Consider the following 19,346-nt stretch of genomic DNA (forward strand, 5'->3'; position numbering starts at 1 on the left):
CTAGCCGGTCAGCCACTGCGCCCAGCGGGCACGTAGCGCGGCGGTGTCGGTGTTCAGCGCGCGATGCACAGCCGTCTCGAAGTCGCCGTGGCCGGGTCCGCAGGCCTCGACGTAGAGCCGGCGCAACGCGTCGACGCCGTAGCTGTCGGCGACGAATCGGGCGAACCACCAGGCCCGGTCGTAGCCGCGCACCCGCTGCGGCCCGGCGGCGTCCAGGTCGGCGTCGGTGGGCAGTGCGGTGTCCGCGGCGGCCCCCGGCGGTAGTGGCGTAGCCGGGCGGGCCACGAAGTCGGCTACCCCTTCGACCAGCCAGCGCGGCGCGTCCAGGGCGGTGTCGGCGCGGGCGGCGAGGTGAAAAAGCTCGTGGGTCAACACGATTCGCAGCGACTGATCGCTCATGGCGGCCGCACCGGGGGCGAACACCATGCGCTGCCCGCTGGCGCGGTGGTGGGCCAGGTCGACGTGGTCGGCGACCGACACCGCGGCGATGTCCTGCCACTGGCGGTTCGGATCGAGGCCGGCCTGGGCGAGGAATTCCTGCTGGGAACCGGTGGCGATGATGACGATCTCGCGATCCCAGTCGGTGCCCCAGAATTTTTCGACGGCGGCGACGGCATCGCCGATATCGCCGGCGACCCGGGTGAGCAAGCCGTCGGTCAGCTCCCCGCCCAGGCTGATCAGTCGCACGGTCCGACCGTCACCGACCACGAGTGGGGCCGGGGCGGGCACGGCGGAGCGAGGCGGTACCGGCGCGGACGGTGCGGCGATCAGCGCCGAGCCACCGAGAAGTTCGGCGATCAGAACGACCGAGAGGACGGCGGCGAGTGCGCGCCGCCGCGGTGGGTCAGTAGCGACGGACGTTGTAGATCGGGGCGTTGTTGACCGGAGAGATCATCACCGGCCGGCCGAACGTCGAGGCGTGAACCATCATCCCGTCGCCAATGTAGATCGCCGTGTGCGAGGCGTCGGAGTAGTAGTTCACGACGTCGCCGGGCTGCATCTGGTCCAGGGAGACGGGCTGGCCGCCGTGGGCCAGGGCCTGGCTGGAGTGCGGCAGGAAGATGCCGGCCTGCTGGAAGGCCCACATCACCAGGCCGGAGCAGTCGAACTGGTTCGGACCCGAGCCACCCCACACGTAGGGATCGCCGATCCGGGTCAGAGCGGCCTGCACGGCGACGGCACCCTGCTCGCTACCGGAGCCCGGCGTCGGAACGGCGGCCATGGGGATCACCTGGGCGGCGTCCGGCGTAGGCGGCGGCGCATCGGGCGGCGGCACGTCGTTCAGCGGCGGCAGCCCTTCGGGCGCGGGCGCGGCCAGGATCTCGGCCGGCGGCACCGGTCCGGGAGCGGCCAGCGCGGTGCGCTGATCCGGGGTGAGGGTCTGGTAACGCGACTTCACGACCGCGATCTGCACCTGCAGCTGGGACTGCTTGCGCTGCAGGTCGGCGCGCACCGCCGCGGCCTGCTCGGCGGCGGTCTTGGCGTCAGCCGCGGACTTGGCCGACTCGGCCTCCGCCTGGTGCAGCTCGTCGGTCACTCGTCGGTAGCTCTGCATCTGGGCGGCCATCTCGGCGGCCATGACCTTCTGCACGGCCATCTTGTCGATCAGGCCCTGCGGCGACTCGGCGGTCAGGATGGCGTTCAGGCCGTCGGTGCGGCCACCCATGTAGACCGCGGCAGCAAATTTGTCGACCGCACCCTGGTAGGTCGCCAGCTGGGCCTTAGCGCTGTCAGCTGCGGCGAGGTCGTCGGTGTGCTTCTTCTCGGCAACGTTCTCGGCGCGCAGCTTCTGGTCAAGATCAAGCTGAGCGGAATGCATCGCCTCGGTGAGCTGTTCTGCCTGTCGTGACAGTTCATTCAGCTTGGCGACGCCGTCCTCGGCAGGGTCGGCATGCGAGGCCCCGGAGATAACGGCGGACAGGAGGGTCAGACCCGCAATCCCACCAACTAGAGGACGTTTAAGAACGCGTTTAGTCAGGTATCTGCGGTCAGAGCTCAAAATTGCGTTCCTTTAAGTGCCGTCGACGTTGTTGCATCGAGTGCCTTAGGTCTCGAATAGGTTACGAAATGGCATCGGCGTTGTCCAAACGTGGGGCGGAAATTCAGCAGAATCTCAGGCACGTCAGCCACACCAGTCACAACCTGCCAACCAACCTAGCAGGAACTAGCTAGCCAGCCCCCGTCCGCCGTCGCGGTGGATGGGCACCAGCCGCAACTTCGGCGCCAAGCCCACCTCAGCGAGCACCTCCAACGCGGCTCGTTCGTCTTCCAGCAAAGTTTCCGGGACGCCGAGTAACACGCTCACCACGCAGTCACGGCACCCCGGGCCGCGAACCGCACAGTCGTCACAGTCGATGACGACCGGTTCGGCTGGCTCCATTCCCATCTCGGGACTCCTCTCATCGAGTTGGCCGCACGCTATCGCCGGCCACCGACAAGTCCGGAGTGTCGCCGCCACGCTGTCGGTGGGTCTGCTTACCGTCAATCGCTGTGGCGGGCTCACCGATCGATGCGCAGCTGAGCTTCGCCGACGTCGATCCGGCCGCCGACGTATCGCTGCGGGACACCACGTTCGTGGTCGTCGACCTGGAGACCACCGGCGGCCGGGCCACCGCGTCGGCGGACGGCTCCCGCGACGCGATCACCGAGATCGGCGCGGTCAAGGTCCGCGGCGGCGAGGTGCTCGGCGAGTTCGCCACCCTGGTGGACCCGGGGCGGTCCATCCCACCGCAGATCGTCCGGCTCACCGGGATCACCACCGCGATGGTTCACGACGCGCCGACGATCGCCTCGGTGCTGCCCATGTTTCTCGAATTCGCCCGTGGCGCAGTGCTGGTCGCCCACAACGCCGGTTTCGACATCGGCTTTCTGAAGTCCGCCGCCGAACAGTGCGGCATCCCCTGGCCCCGACCGTCGGTGCTGTGCACGGTGAAGCTGGCCCGCCGCGTGCTGACCCGCGAGGAGGCGCCCAGCGTGCGGCTGTCCACGCTGGCCGCACTCGTCGGCTCAGCCACCACACCGACCCACCGCGCCCTCGACGACGCCCGCGCCACCGTCGACGTGCTGCACGCGCTGATCGAGCGCGTCGGCAATCAGGGCGTGCACACCTACTCCGATCTGCGCGGGTATCTGCCCAACATCTCGAATGCCCAACGCGGCAAGCGGGTTCTGGCCCGCCACCTGCCGCGCCGGCCCGGGGTGTACCTGTTTCGCGGACCTGCCGCCGAGGTGCTCTACATCGGCACCGCTACGGATCTGCACCGCCGGGTGGGCCAGTACTTCAACGGCGCGGATCCGCGCGGACGGATGAAGGAGATGGTGGCGCTGGCGACGGCGGTCGACCACGTCGAATGCGCCCACGCGCTGGAGGCCGGGGTGCGCGAGCTGCGGCTGCTGGCCGCGCACGCGCCGCCGTACAACCGCCGGTCCCGCTTCCCGCATCGGTGGTGGTGGGTGGTGCTGACCGACGAGGCGTTCCCGCGGCTGTCGGTGGTTCGCGAGCCCCGTCACGACCGCGCGATCGGCCCGTTCCGGTCGCGGGCCGACGCCGTGGACACCGCCGACCTGATCGCGCGGTTCACCGGGGTGCGCACCTGTACCAGCCGTATCGGCCGCGCCGCTGAGCACGGGCCCGCCTGTCCCGACCGCGAGGTCTCCCCCTGTCCGGCACCGCGCGGCATCACCGCGGCGGACTATGCGGCCGCCCCGCAGCGGGCGGCCGCGCTCATCGAGGGCCTGGACAACGATGCGCTGGGCGCAGCGGTCGATCAGGTCGGCGAGCTGGCGCAGAAGTCCCGCTACGAGAGCGCGGCGCGGCTGCGCGACCACATCGCCGCGGCCGTCGACGTGTTGTGGCGGGGCCAGCGCCTGCGCTCGCTCAGCGCTGTCGAGGAGCTGGTTGCCGCCGCACCCGATGGCGCGGGCGGCTGGCAGCTGGCGGTGATCCGGCACGGGCAGCTCGCCGCAGCCGGAGTGGCGCCCCGTCGCGTCCCACCGATGCCGGTGGTCGAGGCCCTGCAGGCCGGCGCGCAGGTGGTGCTCCCCCGGGCTGCACCCCTGGGCGGCGCGCTGGTCGAAGAGACCGCCCTGATCGCCCGCTGGCTCAACGCGCAAGGCGTGCGAATCGTCGGCGCCACAACAGGTTTGGCGTCCCCTCTGGCCTCGGCGGGCCCGTGGGCCCAGTGGGCGGCGACGGCTCGATCGGCCCGGCTGGCGGCCGAGCAGGTCAGCTCAGAGTTGCTGGCTGAACCGCACCCAACGCGCCAGGAGCTGCTCGGCCGCGCCGGAGTCGATCGCCTCCGCGGCACGGGCCAGCCCGTCCTCCCACGACGGCAGCCATTCGGCGTGGCTGGATAGGCCGCTGTGGGCGACCATCGCGCCCGCGGCGTTGAGGATCACCGCGTCCCGCACGGGCCCCTTGGCGCCGCCGAGTACCTCGCGCGCCTCCGCGGCGTTCTCCTCGGCCTCGCCGCCGACGAGTTCCTCGATGCGGGCCCGAGCGAAACCGAACCCCATCGGGTCGAAGGTGAGCTTGTCGATGGTGCCGGCCTGCACCCGCCAGATGGTGCTCGTCGTCGTGGTGGTGAGTTCGTCGAGACCGTCGTCGCCGTGCACCACGAGCACACTGCTGCGGCGGGCGGCGAACACCCCGGCCATCACCTCGGCGAGATCGCCGAACGCGCACCCGATCAGGCCCGCCCGCGGGCTGGCCGGATTGGTGAGTGGCCCAAGCAGATTGAACACCGTCGGGGTGCCGATCTCGCGGCGCGGCGGCCCGGCGAACTTGTACGACGGGTGGAAGACCGGCGCGAAGCAGAACCCGATCCCCACTTCGGCCACACAGCGGGCCACCTCCTCGGGACCGAGGTCGATGCGCACGCCGAGCGCCTCCAGCATGTCGGCGCCACCACTCTTGGACGACGCCGCGCGGTTGCCGTGCTTGACCACCGGCACGCCGGCCGCGGCGACCACGACCGCCGCCATCGTCGACAGGTTCACGGTGTTCGCCTTGTCGCCGCCGGTGCCGACGATGTCGACGGTCTCGGGGCCGATCTGATCGGTGGGCACCATGCGCGCGTACCGCAGCATCGTGTCGGCGAGCTCACGCACCTCCGCGGCGGTCGGTCGCTTCATCTTCATCGACACGCCGAAGGCCGCGATCTGAGCCGGGGTCGCGACGCCGCTCATGATCTGGTCCATCGCCCAGCTCGCCTGTCCGGGCAGGAGTTCGAGGCTGGCCGTCAACCGGTCCAGGACCTGCGGCCATGACGTATCCGGCGAGTCGGCGCCGGGCGAGGAAAGCGGGTGAGTCACGCGCCGATGTTCCCATGCCGCAGCGCATCTCCACACGTCAGTTTCCCGACAGATGTGACCAATTGGCCCCCTGGCTGTACCTCGACAACTACAAAGCGTCATACTTCTAGTTGTGACGAGCGCTGTTGGCACTTCGGGAACTGCGATCACATCGCGCGTACATTCGCTGAACCGGCCGAACATGGTCAGTGTTGGCACCATCGTATGGCTTTCCAGTGAGCTGATGTTCTTTGCTGGACTGTTCGCGATGTACTTCACTGCACGTGCTCAGGCCGGCGGGGTATGGCCGCCGCCGCCGACCGAACTGAACCTGTATCAGGCGGTTCCGGTGACGCTGGTGCTGATCGCGTCGTCGTTCACCTGCCAGATGGGTGTGTTCGCGGCCGAGCGTGGTGATGTCTACGGGCTGCGCCGCTGGTACGTGATCACGTTCCTGATGGGTCTGTTCTTCGTCCTCGGCCAGGGCTACGAGTACTACCACCTCGTCACCCACGGCACGACGATCCCGGGCAGTGCCTACGGCAGCGTGTTCTACCTCGCGACCGGATTCCACGGTCTGCACGTGATCGGCGGTCTGGTCGCGTTCATCCTGCTTCTGTTGCGCACCGCGATGAGCAAGTTCACGCCTGCCCAGGCGACCGCTGCCATCGTCGTGTCCTACTACTGGCACTTCGTCGACATCGTGTGGATCGCCCTGTTCGCGACGATCTACTTCATCCGATGAGAAGGGGTTCGATGCTCAAGAGATCGGGCGAAGAGCGAAAGGCACCGAGGAGCGACAAGTCGCGTCGCCGGCTTCGTCGCCGCCTGACCGGTGCGGTACTTCTGCTCGTCGGCCTCGGTGTCGCCGGTGGCCTGGCCGCCACGCTGACGCCCACGCCCCAGGTGGCGGTGGCCGACGAATCGCAGTCCGCACTGCTGCGCACCGGTAAGCAGCTGTTCGACACCTCGTGTGTTACCTGCCACGGCGCCAACCTCCAGGGTGTCGAGGGCCGCGGGCCCAGCCTGATCGGCGTCGGCGAGGCCGCGGTGTACTTCCAGGTCTCGACCGGTCGCATGCCGGCGATGCGCGGTGAGGCCCAGGCTCCGCGTAAGGACCCGATCTTCGACGAGGCCCAGATCGACGCACTCGGCGCCTACGTGCAGGCCAATGGCGGCGGCCCGGAGGTTCCCCGGGATGCCAACGGTCAGATCGCCGACCACTCGCTGCTCGGTAATGACGTCGCCCGCGGTGGCGACCTGTTCCGGCTGAACTGCGCCTCGTGCCACAACTTCACCGGCAAGGGCGGCGCGCTGTCGTCGGGCAAGTACGCACCCGAGCTCGAGCCGGCCACCCCGGCCCAGATCTACACCGCGATGCTGACCGGTCCGCAGAACATGCCCAAGTTCGGTGACCGCCAGCTCTCCCCCGAGGAGAAGAAGGACATCGTCGCCTACGTGCGGATGGCGACCCGCGCGCCGGATCCCGGCGGCTACGGCCTCGGCGGCTTCGGACCGTCCTCCGAGGGCATGGCGGCCTGGATCATCGGCATGGTCGCCGTCATCGCGGCGGCTCTGTGGATCGGAGCAAGATCATCATGAGTGACGACGTGAACAAGGGAACCGACGTGCCCGAGCACGCCGGCGTGCCGGGTCAGCCCACCGACGCGGAGCTGGCCACGATGACGCGCGAGCAACTGGTCGACCTCGGTGGCCGGATCGACGGCGTCGAGACCATCCTCAAGGAGCCCCGCTGGCCGGTTGAGGGAACCAAGGCCGAGAAGCGTGCCGCACGATTGGTGTCGATCTGGCTGCTGCTCGGCGGCCTGTTCGGCCTGGCGCTGCTGCTGGTGTTCTTGTTCTGGCCGTGGCAGTGGGACGGCTCCAACGAGCGCTCGCTGTCCGAGCTGGCCACCCCGCTCTACGGCCTGACTTTCGGTATGTCGATCCTGGCGATCGGTATCGGCGCGGTGCTCTACCAGAAGAAGTTCATCCCCGAGGAGATCTCGGTACAGGAGCGCCACGACGGTGCCTCCCCGGAGATCGCGCGCAAGACCGTCGTCGCCAACCTGACCGACGCACTCGAGGGCTCGACGATCAAGCGGCGCAAGCTGGTTGGGCTGTCACTCGGGATCGGGCTCGGCGCGTTCGGCGCGGGCACGCTGGTCGCGTTCATCGGCGGTCTGATCAAGAACCCGTGGAAGCCCGTGGTGCCCACCGCCGAGGGCAAGAAGGCGGTGCTGTGGACCTCGGGGTGGACCCCGCGGTTCACCGGCGAGACGATCTACCTGGCGCGGGCCACCGGCCTGCCGGGCGAGTCGCCCTTCGTCAAGATGCGGCCCGAGGACATCGACGCCGGGGGCATGGAAACAGTCTTCCCGTGGCGTGAAAGCGACGGCGACGGCACCACCGTCGAGAGCCACGAGCGATTGAGCGAAATCGCGATGGGCGTTCGCAATCCGGTGATGCTGATCCGCATCAAGCCGGCCGACATCTCCAAGGTGGTCAAGCGCCAAGGCCAGGAGAGCTTCAACTTCGGTGAGCTGTTCGCCTACACCAAGGTCTGCTCGCACCTGGGTTGCCCGGCCTCGCTGTACGAGCAGCAGACCTACCGCATCCTGTGCCCGTGCCACCAATCGCAGTTCGACGCACTGCATTTCGCACGGCCGATCTTCGGTCCGGCTGCGCGCGCGTTGGCGCAGTTGCCGATCACCATTGACAAGGACGGGTATCTGGTCGCCAACGGTGACTTCGCCGAGCCCGTCGGACCCGCATTCTGGGAGCGCACATCATGAGTCCGAAACTCAACGATGCCCTGGCCAAGCAGGGCGACGCCATTGACTCCCGTTACCACCCGTCAGCCGCGGTTCGACGGCAGCTGAACAAGGTCTTCCCCACGCACTGGTCGTTCCTGCTGGGTGAGATCGCGATGTACAGCTTCATCGTGCTGCTGCTCACCGGCGTTTACCTGACGCTGTTCTTTGATCCGTCGATGGCCGAAGTGACGTATCAGGGTGTCTACCAACCGCTTCGGGGTGTCGAGATGTCGAAGGCGTTCGCCTCGACTCTGGACATCAGCTTCGAGGTGCGCGGTGGCCTGTTCGTCCGCCAGATCCACCACTGGGCCGCGCTGCTGTTCGCCGCGGCGATCATGGTGCACCTGGCCCGCATCTTCTTCACCGGCGCGTTCCGCCGGCCCCGCGAGGCCAACTGGGTCATCGGTTCGCTGCTGCTGATCCTGGCGATGTTCGAGGGCTACTTCGGTTACTCGCTGCCCGACGATCTGCTGTCCGGCATCGGCCTCCGCGCGGCCCTGTCCTCGATCACCATGAGCGTGCCGATCGTCGGAACCTGGTTGCACTGGGCGCTGTTCGGCGGTGACTTCCCGTGCGGCGGGCTGGGCTACCAGTGCAGCGCGGTGGGCACCCTGCTCCCCCGGATGTACGCACTGCACATCCTGCTGATCCCCGGAATCATCTTGGCGCTCATCGGTGTTCACCTCGCGCTGGTCTGGTTCCAGAAGCACACCCAGTTCCCCGGCCCCGGCCGCACCGAGAAGAACGTCGTCGGCGTGCGCGTCATGCCGGTGTTCGCGGTCAAGTCCGGTGCGTTCTTCGCGGTCACCGTCGGCATCCTCGGCTTGATGGGTGGTCTGCTGCAGATCAACCCGATCTGGCAGCTGGGTCCCTACAAGCCGTCGCAGGTGTCGGCCGGTAGCCAGCCCGACTTCTACATGATGTGGACGGAAGGCCTGGCCCGTATCTTCCCGCCGTGGGAGCTCTACCTCGGCCACCACACCATCCCGGCGGCGTTCTGGGTCGCTCTGGTCATGGGTCTGGTGTTCGGGCTGCTGATCGCCTACCCGTTCCTGGAGAAGAAGTTCACCGGGGACACCGCGCACCACAACCTGTTGCAGCGCCCGCGTGACGCTCCGACGCGTACCGCGATCGGTGCGATGGCGATCTCGCTGTACATGGTGTGGACGCTGGCCGCGATGAACGACGTCATCGCGCTGAAGTTCCACATCTCGCTGAACGCGACGACGTGGATCGGCCGTATCGGTTCGCTGGTGCTGCCGCCGCTGATCTTCTTCATCGCGTACCGGTGGGCGGTCGGCCTGCAGCGCAGCGACCGTGAGGTGCTGGAGCACGGTATCGAGACGGGCATCATCAAGCGGCTGCCGCACGGTGCCTACATCGAGATCCACCAGCCGCTGGGCCCGGTCGACGAGCACGGTCACCCGATTCCGCTGGAGTACGCCGGTGCGGCTCTGCCGAAGCGGATGAACAAGCTCGGCTCCGGCGGCCGAACCGGCCACGGCAGCTTCCTCACCGCCGACCCGGCGTCCGAGGATGCCGCGCTCAACGAGGCAGCACACGCCTCCGAGCTCCGGACGCTCACCGCCCTGCGCGAATGGCAGGAAGGCGAGCACAACGGCAATGGCAACGGCAACGGAGGTGGCAACGGCCACCACCACTAGGCAGTAACGAAAGAGCCCCGGGCCCACAGGGTCCGGGGCTCTTTCGTTTGTCTTCATCGAGTGAGCACTGACGTCTCATCTCAGCGCTGCATCTGCGTCCTCACCGCACACTCGATCAGCTTCTTCATCGAGTGAGCGCTCACGCCCCATCTCAGCGCCAGACTTGCAGCCTCACCGCTCACTCAATGAAGGAAGCACCCGACACCGCGCCCTCTGCATCGAGTGTGCGTACAGATCTAGATGCGACCTTCATCTGCGATCTCACCGCACACTCGATCAGCTTCTTCATCGAGTGAGCGCTCACGCCCCATCTCAGCGCCAGACTTGCAGCCTCACCGCTCACTCAATGTAGGACGCCCAAAACTAGGCGGGCACAGCCTCTTCCACCGCGCCATGCAGCTGACGCAGATAGGTGACCGGGATCGCCGGCATCGCGATCGTGATGACCGCGGCCAGGCCCAACGCCACCCATGCCGCGGTGTCGTTGTTCACGGCCATCAGATAGGTCGCGGTCGACACCCCGACCAGCGCCAGACCGATCGCCCCGGCCAGCATCACCGTGCAGCGCAGCCACAGCCGGTCGAGCTCGGTCGCCGGGATCAGCGGATCAGCCCGCCGCGACGCCGACGATTGGGCGAAATCGGGCTGATACCGCTCGTAGGGGTCCACCGTCGAGCCGAAGACCTTCATCTTCTCGGTGGGCGCCTCTGTGCCGCGCACAGGGGCCGCAGGAGCACTCGTGGACCGCGGCGGCACAGTCTTGGCCGGCTCCGACGTCAGCCGCGAATCGGACAGCGCCGTGCGGCGCGCGCGGATCAGCAGCGGGATCGCGCCGAGGATGATCAGCCCCGACACGATGATGATGCTGTACAGCAGCCACGGGGTGTGCGAGCCGCCGGAGCTCGCGGTGTGGCCGCGGCTCATGTCCACCAGCGCGACGATCGCGATCACCGTGACGGCCAGCAGCACCAGCCAGATCGCGCCGCACACGCCGACCAGCAGCCGGTCCACCGTCTCCGGTGACCGTCGGTCTTCTTCTACATCTGTAGTCATCAGCAGCTCGTTTGCGCAGCGTTGTTCTGGTTCGACGACAAGACTTGGCCGTCGCTGGTCGTGATCGAGCAGTTCAGCCGACTCACCAGGAACAGGCTGGACGCCTGCACCGAGCCGACGTCGGACTGTGAGATCGGTGTCACCGTCAGCGACCACGGGATGTAGACGTTGCGCTGGGTGCGCTGCCTACCCGAGGCGTCGACGTAGGTCACCGAGATGATGTCCCCGGGCGCCTTGGTGCCGGTCACGGTATAGGTGACCTGGCGCGGACCGGCCGGGGTCGTCGAGGTGGTGGCCGGGGCCGGCGGGGCGGTCGTCGTGGTCACGGGTGGTGGTGCCTCCGTCGTCGCTGGCGGGGGTGGAGGTGGCGGGGGTGCCGGCGGTTCGGTCGTCACCGTCACGGTCTCCGGAGGCGGCGGGGGCGGCGGCTCCGTCGTGGTGGGCGGCGGCGGCGGCGGTGGCGGCGGCTGAGTCGTGGTGATCTCGTCCTGGACCGGCGGCGGTTTGACTGTCGTGCTGGTCGCCGGCGTCGCCAGCTGGTTGGTGTCGGTGCTGGTCACCAACAGCGACACCGACACCACCAGGGCTATGGCGGCGACGATCGCGGTGACCCCGACGACCCATGGCCACCTCGGCGGCTGTGATTCCTCGATGTACTCGGTACCCGCGTCGTAGCTGTCGTAGTCGTACAACGCGGGATCGGGCGCGACGAAGGGACCAGCGGTGTACTGCTCGGATTCGGGCGCAGAGTAGGCCTGAAAGCCTGTACCGGTGGGTGTCTCACCCACCTCGCCCGACTCCTCATCCGGCGGATTCGGCCCGCTCATGCTCGCCTGTCCTCTTTCGACTACATCACCGCGGCACGCGGGCCAAGGACTGGCACGCAGCGTGCCGACGGCTCCCGTTGCCCTGGCAAGACCCTACCCAACCAGGCGCACCGGATACGACGCAGCACGCCTGAAGTGCCAAGTGATGTCTCGATTGTGACCTTCGCGCGGGGGTCTCAGTGCTTCTCAGGGCCGATATAGTACTCGAACACCAGACCGCAGACCGCGGCGATCACGAAGACCACACCGGCCGCGATCAGCCACGGCAGCCACAGCGCGGCGCCGACGGCGGCGGTCGAGAAGGACAGCGCGATCAGAATCGGCCACCAGCTGTGCGGCGCGTAGAAGCCCAATTCACCTGCGCCATCGCTGATTTCAGCGTCCTCGTAGTCCTCGGGCCGGGTGTCGAGGCGACGGGCGACGAACCGGAAGAACGTGCCGGTGATCAGCGACAGGCCGGCGGTGAGCACCAGCGCGGTGGTACCGGCCCACTCGATGCCGCCGTACTGGAAGATCGCGGTCAGCGCGCCGTAGACGATCGCGGCGAGGACGAAGAAAGCGGTCAGGATTTCGAAGAGCCTGGCTTCAATATGCATCTACGGTCCCCTACTTGCTCGCCTGCGGGATCACTTGCTCGCCCCGACGGGTGTCGAATGGGTGCGTGGTGGTCGCCAACGGTGGCTGGTTGATCGACTGCAGCGCCTCGGCGTTGGTCTTGCCCGCCTGGCGTTGCTGCAGGTAGGCCTTGAAGTCGTTGGCCGAGACCACCCGGACCTCGAAGTTCATCATCGAGTGGTACGTGCCGCACATCTCCGCGCAGCGCCCGACGAACGCGCCGGTCTCGCTGATCTCGGAGACCTGGAACTTGTTCTCGGTGTGGTTGGCTTCCGGGTTCGGGAAGACGTCACGCTTGAACAGGAACTCCGGCACCCAGAACGAGTGGATGACGTCGGCCGAGGCGACCTGGAACTCGATCCGCTTGCCGACCGGCAGCACGAGCACCGGGATTTCGTTGCTGGTGCCCTCGGTCTCGACCTTGTCGAAGTTCAGGTAGGTGCGGTCCTCGGGGTTGAGGCCGCGCACCGCGCCGACCTTCTCCTCGCCGTGCTCGTCCTTACCTTCGGGCTTTGAGACCATCGCGGCCTTGCGAGCCGGGTCCGCGCCGTCGTAGTTGAGGGTGCCGTCGGAGAAGTTGACCTTCTGATAGCCGAACTTCCAGTTCCACTGGAAGGCCGTGACGTCGATGACGACCTCAGGGTTGGGGTCGCGGTGCATCATCTTCTCCTGCACCACGACGGTGAAGTAGAAGAGCACGGAGATGATCAGGAACGGGATCACCGTGAGCACGAGCTCCAGCGGCATGTTGTAGCCGAACTGGCGGGGCAGCGGCGCGTCGACCGGGGTGCCCTTCTTCTTGCGGTGGAACGCCATCGCCCAGAAGGTCAGGCCCCACACGATGATGCCGACGGCGAACGCGGCGATCACCGACCAGACCCACAAGTCGCGGTTGGTGTGCGCCTCCGGCGTGATGCCCTTGGGCCAGCCGAGGCCCATCACCTCTTGCCAGCTGCACCCGCTGAGGGTCAGCGCCAGCGCACCAAAGGTGACGGCTAGCGCCAGCACCCGGAACCGGGAACCGCGGGTCTTCACGTTGGCGCCTCCTGTATCGGGGACTTGGGGCCCACACCGTATTTTCGTCGTCGCGGGAACTTTCCGCGCATCGAATACTACGCAGCGTAGACCACGCCCGAACACCCAGCCCGGCACATCCGCCAGTTACGGCATACTGGGCCCGGTGTGCGGACTGCTTGCCCTGGTTACAGCCCCTGCAAGCCCTGTCACCGAAGCAAGCGTCGAGGCGGTGGCGGGCGCGTCGCATCTGATGCGCCACCGGGGCCCTGACGAGCCGGGAACGTGGTCGGACGCGTCCGTGGTGCTGGGGTTCAACCGGCTGTCGATCATCGACATCGCCCATTCCCATCAGCCGCTGCGCTGGGGTCCGCCGGAGGAACCCGACCGCTACGTGCTGGTCTTCAACGGCGAGATCTACAACTACCTGGAATTGCGCCAGGCGCTGAGCGCGGAATTCGGCGCCACCTTCGCCACCGACGGTGACGGCGAGGCGATCGTCGCCGCCTATCACCACTGGGGCACCGAGGCGCTGAACCGGCTTCGCGGCATGTTCGCGTTTGCGCTGTGGGACACCACCAACTCCGAGCTGTTCTGCGCCCGCGATCCGTTCGGCATCAAGCCGCTGTTCATGGCGACCGGTTCGGCGGGGACCGCGGTCGCCAGTGAGAAGAAGTGTCTGCTCGGCCTGGCCGACGAGATCGGATTCGATCTCGACCTCGACGTCCGGGCCGTCCAGCACTACACGGTGCTGCAGTACGTCCCCGAGCCGGAGACGCTGCACCGCGGTGTGCGCCGGCTCGAGTCGGGCAGCTACGCGATCATCCGGCCCGGCGAGCAGCCACGGGTGAAGCGCTACTTTGTGCCGCGATTCAGCGCCACCCCGTTCGTCGCCAATCAGGAGCAGGCCCGCTACGACGAGATCACCGCGGTCCTCGAGGACTCGGTGGCCAAGCACATGCGTGCCGACGTGACCGTCGGGGCATTTCTGTCCGGCGGTATCGACTCGACGGCGATCGCCGCGCTGGCCATTCGGCACAACCCGCGGCTGATCACGTTCACCACCGGCTTCGAACGCGAGGGCTTCTCCGAGGTCGACGTGGCCGTCGCATCGGCCGAGGCGATCGGCGCGCGGCATGTGGCCAAGGTGGTCAGCCAGGCCGAGTTCGTGGCCGCGCTGCCCGAAATCGTTTGGTATCTTGACGAACCCGTCGCCGACCCCGCGCTGGTGCCGTTGTTCTTCATCGCCCGCGAGGCGCGCAAGCACGTCAAGGTGGTGCTCTCCGGCGAGGGCGCGGACGAACTGTTCGGCGGCTACACGATTTACCGGGAGCCGTTGTCGCTCAAGCCTTTTGACTATCTCCCCCGGCCGGTCCGCAAGTCGCTGGGCCGGGCGTCCAAGCCGCTGCCGGAAGGTATGCGCGGCAAGAGCCTGCTGCACCGCGGTTCGCTGACGCTCGAGGAGCGTTACTACGGCAACGCCCGCAGCTTCTCCGACGAACAGCTGCGCGCGGTGCTGCCCGGGTTCCGCGAAGACTGGACGCACACCGACGTCACCCGCCCGATCTACGCCGAGTCAGACGCCTGGGACCCGGTGGCCCGGATGCAGCACATCGATCTGTTCACCTGGCTGCGCGGCGACATCCTGGTCAAGGCCGACAAGATGACGATGGCCAACTCATTGGAGCTGCGGGTGCCGTTCCTGGACCCCGAGGTGTTCGCGGTCGCGTCCCGATTGCCCTACGACCAGAAGATCACCCGCACCACCACCAAGTACGCGCTGCGCCGCGCGCTCGAGCCGATCGTGCCCGCGCATGTGCTCAACCGCGCGAAACTCGGCTTCCCCGTACCGATCCGGCACTGGTTGCGCTCGGGGGAACTGATGGACTGGGCCTACGGAATGATCGACACCTCGCAGGCCGGTCATCTCGTGGACATTCCCGCCGTGCGCGCCATGCTCGACGCGCACCGCGCCGGCGAGGGCGATCACAGCCGCCGGTTGTGGACGGTGCTGATCTTTATGCTGTGGCACGCGATCTTCGTCGAGCATGCCGTGGTGCCGGTGATCAACGAGCCGCACTACCCCGTGCAGCTCTAGGCGATCGCGGCGGCGATCTCGTCGGCGGCCTCCGGGCCGTAGGCGTCCTTGATGCGCGCGATCGCGGCGTCGCGATCCCACGTCCACTCCTGCGGTCCCGGCGCCTCCAGCACCAGCGTGGCGACCATCGAGGCGAGCTGCGCAGCGCGCTCCAGGCTCAGGCCGGCGCCACGGCCGGTCAGGAAGCCGGCGCGGAAGGCGTCGCCGATGCCGGTCGGGTCGTCCTTCTGGGTTTCGGGCACCACGTCGACGTGGATGAACGTGCCGTCGCGGCCGACCAGGTCGACGCCGTTGGGGCCCAGCGTGGTGACGCGCAGCTGGATCTGGCTCATCACCTCGGCTTCGGACCAGCCGGATTTCTGCAGCAGCAGATCCCACTCGTAGTCGTTGGTGAACAGGTAGGTCGCACCGTCGATGAGCCGGCGGATCTCCTCGCCGTTGAGCCGGGCCAGCTGCTGGCTGGGGTCGGCGGCGAACGCCAGGCCGAGCTTGCGGCACTCCTCGGTGTGCAGGAACATCGCCTCCGGGTCGTTGGCGCCGATGATCACCAATTCCGGTGCGCCACTTCGCTCTACGAGGTCGGCGAGCTTGATGTCGCGGGCTTCCGACATCGCGCCCGGGTAGAACGACGCGATCTGGGCCATGTCCTCGTCGGTGGTGCAGACGAACCGGGCGGTGTAGGCCGTCTTCGAGACCAAGACATTGGACGTATCCACACCGTGGGCTTCCAGCCACTCCCGGTAGGGGTCGAAGTCCGACCCGACGGCGCCGACCAGCACGGGGCTGCCGCCGAGCAGGCCCATCGCGTAGGCCATGTTTCCGGCAACGCCGCCGCGGTGGACCACCAGATCATCGACCAGGAAGCTCAGCGAAACCTTCTGCAGGTGCTCGGCGAGCAACTGTTCGGAGAACCGCCCGGGAAACCGCATCAGGTGGTCGGTGGCAATGGATCCGGTCACCGCGATCGCCACGTTGAGCCGCCCTTCATTCGCTAGTGGGACTAGCTCGCTTCGTGCGCTAGCCTGCGTACAAGAGCCGACTATATGGCCCGGCATCGGCCCCGCTGCGACGGGTGCTTGAAGTTTTGGCCTTCCCCGACACCAGGAGACTTATCGATGCCTGGCCCGATTCCGCCGCACCAGCAGGTCGGGGCCGAGGGCGAGCCGTACCCGGAGGGGCCCTACGGGCCGCCCGGTGCGATCCCGCCGGTCCCCTATCCCGGTATCTACCCCGGCGCTCTTCCGCCGCCGGTGCCCTACCCGCCGAAGCCACGCAAGCGCCGTACGGCCCTGTGGCTGAGTCTGTTGGCGCTGGTGCTCGTGGTGGGCGCCGTAGCGGCGGTGCTGGTGGTCCGCGCCGGCCAGCCCAGCACGACGACGGCGGGCGGGTTCAGCCAGGAGGCGGCCAAGACGTCGATCACCAACTACCTGAACGCGTTGTCCAAGGGCGACACCGAAACGATCGCGCGCAACAACCTGTGCGGCATGTACGACGGGGTGAAGGACCGCAAGTCCGACCTGGCGCTGGCCAAGCTGGCCAGCGACGCCTTCCGCAGGCAGTTCGCCGGGGCCGAGGTGACCTCGATCGATTCGGTCGTGCCGTGGTCCAACTACCAGGCTCAGGTGCTGTTCACGATGAAGGTGGCGTCGTCCGGCAGCCGCGGCAATCGCGGCGAGGAGCAGGGTGTGGCGCAGCTGCTGCGCCAGGGCAATCAGCTGCTCGTGTGCTCGTATCTACTGCGAACGGCCGCCCAGTACTGAAACTGGACGGCCGTCGCGGAGTTTGATCAGTTGAACGAGTCGCCGCAGGCGCAGGAGCCGGTGGCGTTCGGGTTGTCGATCGTGAAGCCCTGCTTCTCGATGGTGTCGACGAAGTCGATGGTGGCGCCCTGCACGTAGGGAGCGCTCATCCGGTCGACGGTCAGGTTCACGCCACCGAACTCGGCGACCAGGTCACCGTCGAGGGCGCGGTCGTCGAAGAACAGGTTGTAGCGCAGGCCGGCGCAGCCGCCGGGCTGCACGGCGATCCGCAGCGCCAGATCGTCGCGGCCCTCCTGGTCCAACAGCGACTTGGCCTTGGCGGCCGCGGCCTCGGTCAGGGTCACGCCGTGGGTCTCGGTCGTGGTCGACTGGTCGGAAACAGTCATTGCGTCTCCCTAAAGCAGAATGTCTCGGCGGGGCCCCCGGGGGGTTCATGCCCACTTCATCAACGGTACCTTGTCCGGGCGCTATTCCCGAGTTGATGCCGCGGTCTGGCGGGCCAGCCCGGTGAGCTGAGCAGCGGCGTCGTCGATCGCGACCTGCACCGACCCGGCGTAGTCGGCAATGGCGTGCGCCGCGGTGATTCCTGCCTCAGCCAGCTCAGCGGGCCCGAGGGTGACCTGGCCGGCCAGCACGATCACCGGAATACCCCGGGCCCGGGCACCGCCGGCCAGCGCGCTGACCACCTTGCCGTGCAGTGACTGGTCGTCGAACCGGCCCTCCCCGGTGACGATCGCATCGGCCGCCACGATGTCCGCGGCCAGGCCGGTGTGCTCGGCGATCACGGCAGCACCGGATTCCCTGCGGGCGCCCAGAGCCAGCAGCGCGGCGCCCAGTCCCCCGGCCGCACCGGCGCCGGGCAGCGGGCTGACCGTGTGTCCGGCGAGCGCGTCGAGTTCGGCCGCCCAGGCCGTCATCCGCTGCTCGAGAATGTCGACGACGTGGGCGTCGGCACCTTTCTGGGGGCCGAAGACCCGCGCCGCACCCATCGGGCCCAGCAGCGGATGCTCGACGTCGGTGGCGGCGATCAGGTCGACGCCGGCCAGCGCGGCCTTGGCCTCGGCCAGTCCGCCGAGCGCCTCGATCATGCCGCGTCCGCCGTCGGTGCAGGAGCTGCCGCCCAGGCCGACGACGATCGTTTCCGCGCCGGCCTCCAGCGCGGCTGCGATCAGCTGGCCCACTCCGCGGCTATGCGCGGCGACCGCGGTGTCCGGGGTAGGCGGGCCGGGTAGCAGCGCCAGGCCGCAGGCCTGCGCGCACTCGATGTAGGCGGTCGATGTGGCGCGGTCGTCGACCCAGTCGGCGTCGACCTCGTCGTCCAGGGGGCCGGACACCCGGGTGTGGCGCACCTCGCCGAGCCGGCCGGCCAGCACGCCGACGAAGCCGGGACCCCCGTCAGACTGCGGCGCCAGGACGAGATCGTCGTCAGGCCGGGCCTGGCGCCAACCGGCGGCGATGGACTGGGCGGCTTCGACGGCGGTCAGGCTGTCGCCGTAGCAGTCCGGCGCGATCAGCACCCGCATTCGTGCAGGGTAACCTGGCAGGCGTGAAGCTGCTGGGCCGCAAGAACGACGAGGGCGCCGCCAAGGCCGAACCAGTCGAGGTCGACGAGCCTGCCGTCGCGGCAGGCACCACCGCACCCAAGGGCAAGCCGACGCCGAAGCGCAGTGCCTCGGCCAAGCGCCGCGGCCCGGTCGCCCCGGCGCCGATGACCACGGCCGAGGCTCGGAAGCGCCGCAAGGAGATGCGCAAGACGCTCACCAAGGAGGAGCGCCAGGCGGAAAAGGCGCAGCGCCGCACCGCGATGAACGACCGGCGTGAGCGGATGATGGCCGGTGAAGAGGCCTACCTGCTGCCCCGCGACCAGGGCCCGGTTCGCCGGTATGCGCGCGACATCGTCGACTCCCGGCACAACGTGCTGGGGCTGTTCATGCCCGCCGCGCTGGCGCTGATCTTCGTGATGCTGGCCGTGCCGCAGGTGCAGTTGTTCATCTCACCGGCGATGCTGCTGTTGATGGCGATCATGGCTATTGACGGAATCCTGTTGGGCCGCAAGGTCAACAAGGCTGTCGACGCCAAGTTCCCGGACAACACCGAGGGCGCCTTCAAGCTCGGGATGTATGCCGCGGGGCGAGCCTCGCAGATCCGCCGCATGCGCGCGCCGCGACCGCAGGTCGAGCGCGGCGCCAAGGTTGTCTGAGTCTGCA

18 protein-coding genes and 1 pseudogene are annotated in these 19,346 nt (G+C 68.1%); 8 read left to right on the top strand and 11 right to left on the bottom strand.

Annotated elements, in window-relative coordinates; genetic code table 11:
• The 3 genes from K0O64_RS18150 to K0O64_RS18160 form a co-directional block, all read right to left on the bottom strand.
• Positions 1–801 carry a hypothetical protein gene (locus tag K0O64_RS18150; protein ID WP_425574766.1) on the bottom strand — a complete coding sequence of 267 codons (801 nt, stop codon included), beginning with the start codon at positions 799–801 and terminating at the stop codon, positions 1–3.
• 43 nt (positions 802–844) lie between these two features.
• Positions 845–1,999 carry a peptidoglycan hydrolase RipC gene (gene ripC / locus K0O64_RS18155; protein ID WP_071943555.1) on the bottom strand — a complete coding sequence of 385 codons (1,155 nt, stop codon included), beginning with the start codon at positions 1,997–1,999 and terminating at the stop codon, positions 845–847.
• A 165-nt stretch (positions 2,000–2,164) separates the two neighbouring features.
• A complete protein-coding gene (locus tag K0O64_RS18160; protein WP_096312909.1) occupies positions 2,165–2,386 on the bottom strand; it encodes a hypothetical protein in 222 nt (73 codons plus the stop codon).
• A gap of 104 nt (positions 2,387–2,490) precedes the next feature.
• On the opposite strand from K0O64_RS18160, the pseudogene K0O64_RS18165 reads away from it, so the two are divergent.
• Positions 2,491–4,293, top strand: a pseudogene (locus K0O64_RS18165) (DEDD exonuclease domain-containing protein); the annotation flags it as partial.
• On the opposite strand, the gene trpD reads toward K0O64_RS18165, so the two are convergent.
• Complete coding sequence (gene trpD, locus K0O64_RS29945) at positions 4,231–5,313, bottom strand: anthranilate phosphoribosyltransferase (protein ID WP_071943553.1); 1,083 nt, start codon at positions 5,311–5,313, stop codon at positions 4,231–4,233. The pseudogene K0O64_RS18165 and the gene trpD sit on opposite strands and share 63 nt — an antisense overlap.
• Positions 5,314–5,425: 112 nt before the next feature.
• Here trpD and ctaE point away from each other — a divergent pair, with 112 nt between their 5' ends.
• From ctaE to qcrB, 4 genes are read left to right on the top strand one after another with little or no spacing between them, the layout of a single operon-like run.
• On the top strand, positions 5,426–6,037 hold the full coding sequence (gene ctaE, locus K0O64_RS18170; RefSeq protein WP_071943551.1) for an aa3-type cytochrome oxidase subunit III: 612 nt from the start codon (positions 5,426–5,428) through the stop codon (positions 6,035–6,037).
• Positions 6,038–6,048: 11 nt separating this feature from the next.
• Complete coding sequence (gene qcrC / locus K0O64_RS18175; protein WP_071943549.1) at positions 6,049–6,894, top strand: cytochrome bc1 complex diheme cytochrome c subunit; 846 nt, start codon at positions 6,049–6,051, stop codon at positions 6,892–6,894.
• Complete coding sequence (gene qcrA / locus K0O64_RS18180; protein WP_071949738.1) at positions 6,891–8,087, top strand: cytochrome bc1 complex Rieske iron-sulfur subunit; 1,197 nt, start codon at positions 6,891–6,893, stop codon at positions 8,085–8,087. Before qcrC ends, qcrA begins: the two co-directional genes overlap by 4 nt.
• The gene (gene qcrB / locus K0O64_RS18185; protein WP_071943547.1) at positions 8,084–9,772 is read left to right on the top strand and encodes a cytochrome bc1 complex cytochrome b subunit; all 1,689 of its coding nucleotides are present in this window, start codon (positions 8,084–8,086) and stop codon (positions 9,770–9,772) included. Before qcrA ends, qcrB begins: the two co-directional genes overlap by 4 nt.
• A gap of 363 nt (positions 9,773–10,135) precedes the next feature.
• Here the strand turns inward: qcrB and K0O64_RS18190 are convergent, their stop codons facing one another.
• The 4 genes from K0O64_RS18190 to ctaC form a co-directional block, all read right to left on the bottom strand.
• Positions 10,136–10,825 carry a DUF2561 family protein gene (locus tag K0O64_RS18190; RefSeq protein WP_096311708.1) on the bottom strand — a complete coding sequence of 230 codons (690 nt, stop codon included), beginning with the start codon at positions 10,823–10,825 and terminating at the stop codon, positions 10,136–10,138.
• On the bottom strand, positions 10,825–11,652 hold the full coding sequence (locus K0O64_RS18195; protein WP_096311709.1) for an MmpS family transport accessory protein: 828 nt from the start codon (positions 11,650–11,652) through the stop codon (positions 10,825–10,827). The genes K0O64_RS18190 and K0O64_RS18195 overlap by 1 nt, the downstream gene beginning before the upstream one ends.
• A gap of 176 nt (positions 11,653–11,828) precedes the next feature.
• Positions 11,829–12,248 (bottom strand): cytochrome c oxidase subunit 4, encoded by a 420-nt coding sequence (locus K0O64_RS18200; protein ID WP_047331212.1) that lies wholly within the window; start codon positions 12,246–12,248, stop codon positions 11,829–11,831.
• A gap of 10 nt (positions 12,249–12,258) precedes the next feature.
• Positions 12,259–13,302, bottom strand: a complete 1,044-nt coding sequence (gene ctaC, locus K0O64_RS18205) for an aa3-type cytochrome oxidase subunit II (protein ID WP_096311710.1) — start codon at positions 13,300–13,302, stop codon at positions 12,259–12,261.
• A gap of 145 nt (positions 13,303–13,447) precedes the next feature.
• Between ctaC and asnB the strand changes: the two genes are divergently transcribed.
• Complete coding sequence (gene asnB, locus K0O64_RS18210) at positions 13,448–15,379, top strand: asparagine synthase (glutamine-hydrolyzing) (protein WP_096311711.1); 1,932 nt, start codon at positions 13,448–13,450, stop codon at positions 15,377–15,379.
• Here asnB and K0O64_RS18215 read toward each other — a convergent pair.
• On the bottom strand, positions 15,376–16,350 hold the full coding sequence (locus tag K0O64_RS18215; protein ID WP_096311712.1) for a carbohydrate kinase family protein: 975 nt from the start codon (positions 16,348–16,350) through the stop codon (positions 15,376–15,378). The genes asnB and K0O64_RS18215 overlap by 4 nt on opposite strands.
• A 144-nt stretch (positions 16,351–16,494) precedes the next feature.
• On the opposite strand from K0O64_RS18215, the gene K0O64_RS18220 reads away from it, so the two are divergent.
• The gene (locus K0O64_RS18220; protein ID WP_096311713.1) at positions 16,495–17,139 is read left to right on the top strand and encodes an Rv0361 family membrane protein; all 645 of its coding nucleotides are present in this window, start codon (positions 16,495–16,497) and stop codon (positions 17,137–17,139) included.
• Between the two features lie 26 nt (positions 17,140–17,165).
• Here the strand turns inward: K0O64_RS18220 and K0O64_RS18225 are convergent, their stop codons facing one another.
• Together K0O64_RS18225 and K0O64_RS18230 are read right to left on the bottom strand one after the other, a co-directional pair.
• Complete coding sequence (locus K0O64_RS18225; protein ID WP_071943533.1) at positions 17,166–17,525, bottom strand: HesB/IscA family protein; 360 nt, start codon at positions 17,523–17,525, stop codon at positions 17,166–17,168.
• An 81-nt stretch (positions 17,526–17,606) separates the two neighbouring features.
• Positions 17,607–18,662, bottom strand: a complete 1,056-nt coding sequence (locus K0O64_RS18230) for a glycerate kinase family protein (protein ID WP_096311714.1) — start codon at positions 18,660–18,662, stop codon at positions 17,607–17,609.
• A gap of 23 nt (positions 18,663–18,685) precedes the next feature.
• Between K0O64_RS18230 and K0O64_RS18235 the strand changes: the two genes are divergently transcribed.
• The gene (locus tag K0O64_RS18235) at positions 18,686–19,339 is read left to right on the top strand and encodes a DUF3043 domain-containing protein (protein WP_071949737.1); all 654 of its coding nucleotides are present in this window, start codon (positions 18,686–18,688) and stop codon (positions 19,337–19,339) included.
• Positions 19,340–19,346: the final 7 nt, after the last annotated feature.

This window comes from Mycolicibacterium pallens (assembly GCF_019456675.1).
GTDB lineage: Bacteria > Actinomycetota > Actinomycetes > Mycobacteriales > Mycobacteriaceae > Mycobacterium > Mycobacterium crocinum.